This window comes from Bradyrhizobium macuxiense (genome assembly GCF_001542415.1).
GTDB classification, from domain to species: Bacteria; Pseudomonadota; Alphaproteobacteria; order Rhizobiales; family Xanthobacteraceae; genus Bradyrhizobium; species Bradyrhizobium macuxiense.
Map to the genome: position 1 here is coordinate 22,580 of NZ_LNCU01000063.1, position 6,000 is coordinate 28,579.

At 57.5% G+C, this 6,000-nt stretch carries 6 protein-coding genes; 4 read left to right on the plus strand and 2 right to left on the minus strand.

Annotated features, from left to right (window positions below; genetic code table 11):
- Positions 1 to 187: 187 nt before the first annotated feature.
- Positions 188 to 469, minus strand: coding sequence for a helix-turn-helix domain-containing protein (locus tag AS156_RS40855; RefSeq protein ID WP_082747587.1), 282 nt, complete (start codon positions 467 to 469; stop codon positions 188 to 190).
- 484 nt (positions 470 to 953) lie between these two features.
- On the opposite strand from AS156_RS40855, the gene AS156_RS18975 reads away from it, so the two are divergent.
- From AS156_RS18975 to AS156_RS18980, 3 genes are all read left to right on the plus strand, one after another.
- Positions 954 to 1,202, plus strand: a complete 249-nt coding sequence (locus AS156_RS18975) for a DNA -binding domain-containing protein (protein ID WP_245312942.1) — start codon at positions 954 to 956, stop codon at positions 1,200 to 1,202.
- A 167-nt stretch (positions 1,203 to 1,369) separates the two neighbouring features.
- A complete protein-coding gene (locus tag AS156_RS46050) occupies positions 1,370 to 1,552 on the plus strand; it encodes a transcriptional regulator domain-containing protein (RefSeq protein ID WP_430641804.1) in 183 nt (60 codons plus the stop codon).
- Positions 1,553 to 1,784: 232 nt separating this feature from the next.
- Positions 1,785 to 2,144, plus strand: a complete 360-nt coding sequence (locus AS156_RS18980; protein WP_245312943.1) for a DUF2285 domain-containing protein — start codon at positions 1,785 to 1,787, stop codon at positions 2,142 to 2,144.
- A gap of 361 nt (positions 2,145 to 2,505) precedes the next feature.
- Here the strand turns inward: AS156_RS18980 and AS156_RS18985 are convergent, their stop codons facing one another.
- Positions 2,506 to 3,414 (minus strand): LysR family transcriptional regulator, encoded by a 909-nt coding sequence (locus AS156_RS18985; protein ID WP_066507433.1) that lies wholly within the window; start codon positions 3,412 to 3,414, stop codon positions 2,506 to 2,508.
- A gap of 1,230 nt (positions 3,415 to 4,644) precedes the next feature.
- Between AS156_RS18985 and AS156_RS18990 the strand changes: the two genes are divergently transcribed.
- The gene (locus tag AS156_RS18990; RefSeq protein WP_066507399.1) at positions 4,645 to 5,991 is read left to right on the plus strand and encodes an IS5 family transposase; all 1,347 of its coding nucleotides are present in this window, start codon (positions 4,645 to 4,647) and stop codon (positions 5,989 to 5,991) included.
- Positions 5,992 to 6,000: the final 9 nt, after the last annotated feature.

Consider the following 6,000-nt stretch of genomic DNA (forward strand, 5'->3'; position numbering starts at 1 on the left):
ATCCAAATCGCTCAGAACCTCGTTGAAGTAAGGCGGACGATCCAGATAGTTTGTTTTCCGCGAAGCTTTGCTTCCGAAGCCCGGAGCTCTAGACTTTTGCAACTTGCGGCCCGATCAACTCAAGCAGAGCCGTCGGCCAGTGCCCTTACGGGCGGCGCTCCATAAATTGGTCTCTCGTTTGCGGAGGCTATCTCTTCTTGCGATGTGGACGCTTCGGCTTCCGACCCTTAGGCAAGGTCTCCGGAGCCGTCGCACCTCTTGTTGGCTGGACAAAGAACTCGGATAAAGGAACATCAAGCGTTTCAGCGATACGCTCGAGAAGATCAATCGTCGGATTCTCCTTTTGCTGCTCAATGCGGCCCATATAGGCGCGATCAATCCCGGCATCGTAAGCCAATTGTTCTTGCGGAATGCCGCGACCTACGCGGATCCGGCGCACGTTCCACGCCACAAGCGCACGAGCTTTCATGCGCTAAAGCAGCCATTGGGCTGACCATCAAACCACTGGCTATAACAATCCTATTACGGTAAGTTAGTTCAGAAGCCAGATGAGTTGTCTCGGGGCGCAAACTTCAATTAAGAAGCCACTGGATCCGGATCTCGCCGATGTCACGCGGACATATGACAGGCAGCTGCGGAGTTCACCGGCGCCGACTGAATGAAGCCACTAACCGCTGGCCCAGCCGCGCAACCTAATCAACCAAGGAGGGCGTGCGGTTTTCTGCCCGCCAAGGCGCACGTTTCGATCCCTTGGCAAAGAGGAAACGAGCAGGCGCTTGCATCGGAGTGAGCGAAATAGAGATGACGCAAAAGGTCTGATGGCCTCCCGCAGATCGCGACAAATCGCCGGTACCAAGATGCCATGAATACGGCTACGAACGCTTCGATTTAGATGGAAGTTTTCAGTCTGGTAGGAGTTCCAGTTAGTGTCGGCCGGTCCTAAGATCGCAGATTTGGCGCCCAGCGCGCCCGAGCTCACGCCGTACGACGAGCAGCACGCCATCACCTATATGCGCCTGCTCGATGCCGAATCCGATAATGCGGATTGGCGCGAAGTCGCGCGCATTGTGCTGGGTATCGATCCGGCCCTTGAATCCGATCGCGCGCGCCGTGCTTACGACAGTCATCTGGCTCGTGCCAAGTGGGCGGCGCGTCATGGCTATCGTGATCTCCTGCGTCGGGGTTGGCCGAAGGGTGAATAGTGACGGTATCTAAATGGGCCTGACGACTTCCCATCGCATATGTAGATCGTTCCATCGACTAAGTGCATCAGCATTGAATAACCGCAATGATGCAACCAGAAATAGGTCATAATTGTCAGGCTGCTTTTCTTGCGTGTGCATCAAGAACATCCGGGGAAAGAAGTACGATGCCAAGTGCCGACTGGAGATCAGAGAGCGCGTACGATGAGACCAAAAAAGCAGAAACAGTGGACATAGCTTGGGAATGGCTTCGCCGCTCTCACGAGTATCAACAAGAGTACAGCAATGAACAATCCAGCGCGACGTCGGATCAGTTCCGGCGGAAGTGGGGACTGACGTTTTCCAGCTGATCCGCAAAAGGCGTTCGACGAGCAGCCCATTTTCTGGGCGCCTGAGGCGCTGTCGACCGCGTTACCTGCGCGCGCGGCGATCTGCTCCGCTGCGTCAGAGGGGTACCAACTCGATTTCAGCAACCTGGCGGGCAGCGAGCTTCGTCATGCGCAAGATGGATGGCATGCCATCGTGCCGCTCGGAGGAGCGAAGCATCGCCTTTGGCTAAGAGAGCTTCCACCGAGAGGCTCATTGGTCGCCGTTGACCTGCCGCTCGACCGCGATTTCGACATTCGTCTGCAGGCAGCACGCCGATTTTGGTTGGCGCTCCAACAGCGTGCCATCGGACCACCTTCTCTTTCTCTATCGATCCTGGCTCGCCATCGGCTCATCCTATCCATGCGTGCCGTCGATGGGCGGCTGGAAGGAAATAGCTATCGCAAGATCGCGCAAGGTCTGTTCGGCATGCATCGCATTCCCGATCGAGGCTGGAAAACACACGATCTGCGCAGCCGGACTATTCGCCTGGTACAGACCGGGCTGCATATCATACGGGGCGGCTACCGCGCATTGCTCCGTCGCAAGGGCAAAGACAAGAACGACGCCTCCTGAGCTCTTCGCCGATCACCGTCGTGGCTGAAGTCCGGATATTGGAGGACTAACATCGGGAAAGCAGACACGCCCAGGTTCAGAGGTTCAGGGTCTTCAAACGGGCCAATTTGGGATAGGGCGCCAGGGAAACCTGAGGGAGTTCGTTTCTGTCAATGAACGCCAGGCTCCCAGAAGGATGAAATATCATATCGGCGCGCAACCTCTACAAACACGGCTGCGTGCGCCAAGCTCTCCATTGATGGTTCAGCGTAGTGGCCCGAGCATTCGATCAGAAATCCGCAGATCTGTCCGCACAATCAACTGGGCTCTGCTCTCTGCAATCGGATCCCCTGGTTGAATTCTGACGTAGCCAGATACGATGTTAGGCCGCTTCCGGAATTGCGGCCTTTTTGCAGAGCCGCGCGACCCATCGACAAAAAGCACGAGCGATTTCGGGTTTGTCACTGCGGTCGACCGCGTACGCCCGATATTGCATGCCGCTGGGAGTGCGCGATCCTGGTATCACCTGCAGAGCGCCGCCACGCACCAGATCGCTGACAACGATTTCGGGTGCTACCAAAAGACATCTACCGGTCATGACCGCCGGCAAGGCAAGATAATTGTGATCATATCGCGCGCCCACCTTTATGTCTCTTGCGGCGAGGTTCATCGCCCTCGACCATGTGGGCAGTATGTCGGGCCGGGATGTGATGTTCAGAATTGGCATCGAGCGAACAACTGAGAGCGCTTTTCCCGCCACGTAAGTTGGAGAGCCGACGCATACGAGTTCCTCGTTGTAGATTTCCCAGTTGTCTGCCGGTTCGAGGACGGAAAGGTCGCGTGTAATCAAGATGTCGAAATCATCGGAAGATGTTGGCGGAGACAGCGAGCTGATGACATCCACGATTACCCCGCCCATTTCCGCAGAGAACGCCTGGAGATTCGGAATTAGAAGGGAGAAAGCGAAGGTAGAAAGCGATGTGCGGACCACAATCCGATTAGAGCCCGGTTGGCTCCGCCGTCGCATTCTCTTGGCCGTGAAGCACACCGTATCGAGTGGTTCGGCAACAGTGTTCACGAAAAGCCTTCCGAATTCCGTCAATTCGCTGCGCCGACCTCGCCGTTCCACGAGGTCTGTGCCAAAGTATCCCTGCAAAACAGCCAAGTAGCGGCTGACCGAACTCTGTGTTGTTCCCAACGCGGTAGCCGCGCGCGTGACGCTTCCTTCTCGCGCGATGGTCACGAACGCCCGGATCGCATTCAGGGGTACTTCATCGTATTCGGCAGCCATCTTCCTCTCCGGTAAGCATCTCGAATGTCCGTTCTTGCCAGGCAGGTCATAGTAAAAAAAGAACGCTGCATCACATTATTCGATGCACTAGCCGGATTACTGCTTATCATTGCTATCTCCCGCGCAAAATCTGCATTCGGTACGATCCGTACCCTTTGACGCACAGACTTGAATTGCTGTCGGCGGCAGAGGCACATCTGCAAGCGCCTGCAAATGCAGCCGGACGCGATAAATGTTCTTTGCGACCTCGCGGCCGGCACCGCGACTTTCGAGCGAATAGACCGCTTGTTCAAATATTTTCACAGCGCCGCAGCGGAGTTCGGCGTTAGTGGTTTCTCAGGATCTAGCTAGTTACGAGGATACTAAAGGCAGCGTTCAGTGAAGGAAGGAAGCTTCAGCCGTTCTGAAGCCTGAGAATCTCTTCCAGTGGCACAATGTCCTTCGTTTTGTACCTCGCTATCGGCAAATGATCCGGCCTAGGATTTCCTGCATGGCCGTTGCAGTAGCGCGGATGTCGCAATTGCCGCGGATCATGATACGAATATGCGCGCCGCGTTGATATTTGTGCGATCGAGATCCCGGCCTGGGCGGTCGGTATCATCACTGGCGATACCAATCCAGGCGCGCGAAACATTCGATCTGAGAGAAATTCATCGAATAGATCAAGATCATATCGGCGCCAGCCTCTGTCTCGGGAGGCATCAGATGCAGAATTGGTCGGTTTGCCGCGGCCAGCGATCAACGGCCCGATGCAGGCGATGTAAGAGAATCGGAGTCTGGAATTGTCGTGACGGTACCGATTTTTCGGTGAAATCCGTCAATGTGCGGCAGTTCCTGACGGCCGTCTCCAACAAAGCTCGTGGCCGGTGAGAATGCCGTGACTTCGACGATGATGGCGCGCCGGCAACCTACCTTGCGGTTTAGGACGCACCATGTTCGACTCAAGTGGAACTGTCTTCCAGTGCCATTACGGCCCGAGTGCCAGTGGCTCTCAAGCGAGGAGTGCTATCGCCTCCTGCGAGGTGGACGTACCATCTTGCGACCTTTAGGCAACGTCTTTGGAATCGCCTGTGAACAAGGCTCTAAGCGATTGAGCTGGAGTCTGTTTTTTCGATTGAGATCCGTTTGAGATTGCAGGGATTGGAAGGTTGAGGGCTGCAAACCCTGCAAATTCGTTCGTGACTTCCCCTTTGCCGTGAGCCGTGATTCTGTGGTGCATCGGAGAGGACGATGCGACCAAAGAAGCACAAGACGACGGGATCAAATGATCTGTTCCGGGCGCGGCTGGACCAGATCATCAACATGAAGCACGAGCTGGTTCTGCTCGCCGGCAAGATCGACTGGGACTGGATCGACGGCGAGATCGCTCCGCTCTACAGCGAGAACGGCCGGCCCGGGATCGAGACCCGTTTCATGATCGGGCTTTTGCTGCTCAAGCAAATTTACGGGCTGTCCGATGAGGGGGTGTGCGAGCGCTGGGTCCACGATCCGTATTTCCAGTTCTTCACCGGCGAAGAGTTCTTCCAGCACGCTTTCCCGCACGAGCGCTCGGACCTGAGCCATTGGCGCAAGCGGCTCGGCGACAAGCTGGAGCTTTTGCTGGCTGAGAGCCTGCGGGTGGCGCATGAGGCCGGCGCGTTGCGCAGCCAGGACCTCAAGCGGGTTACGGTCGACACCACGGTGCAACCGAAGGCCATCACCTTTCCGACCGATGCCAAGCTCTTGCATGCGGCCATCAGGGGGCTCAACCGCCTGGCGAGACAGCACGGCGTCAGGCTGCGGCAATCCTATTCTCGCGTGGCCAAGGCAGCCGCGATGATGGCGGGTCGCTACGCTCATGCCAAACAGTTCGGGCGGCATCAGCGGCAGTTGCGTATCCTGCGCAGCAGGCTGGGCCGGATCATCCGCGACATCCGCCGCAAGATCGAGGGCCAGCCAGCACAGGAGGAGACGTTCGCGCTTCCGCTTGGCCGAGCCAGCCAGATCCGCTCGCAGCAGCAGCGCCAGCGTGGCTGGAAGCTCTATTCCTTCCACGCCCCGGAGGTGGAGTGCATCGGCAAGGGCAAGGCCGCCGCGCCCTATGAGTTCGGCGTGAAGGCCTCCATCGTCACCAACAACCGCCGGGCTCCCGGCGGCCTGTTCGTGCTGCACGCCAAGGCACTGCCCGACAACCCCTACGACGGTCACACCTTGCGGGACGTCATCGACCGCACCGAGACCCTCACCGGCTGTTCGATCGAGCGGGCCTATGTCGACAAAGGATATCGTGGCCACGACGCACAAAATCCACGGCGCGTCTTCATCTCCGGCCAGAAGCGCGGTGTCTTCGGCGCCATCAAGCGCGAACTGCGCCGCCGCTCCGCCATCGAGCCCATCATCGGACACATGAAGGCCGAAGGTCACCTCGGCCGCTGCTACCTCAAAGGCCGTGCCGGCGACGCTGCCAACGTCATCCTCTCAGCCGTCGGTCACAACTTCCGCCGCATCCTCGCCTGGCTCAAACAACTCTTGGGCCTGTTCCTGGGATTGCTATGGCCAACTCTCGCCTGCCCGGCCCAGCTCAATTCGGTTTCTTAACGAACGACT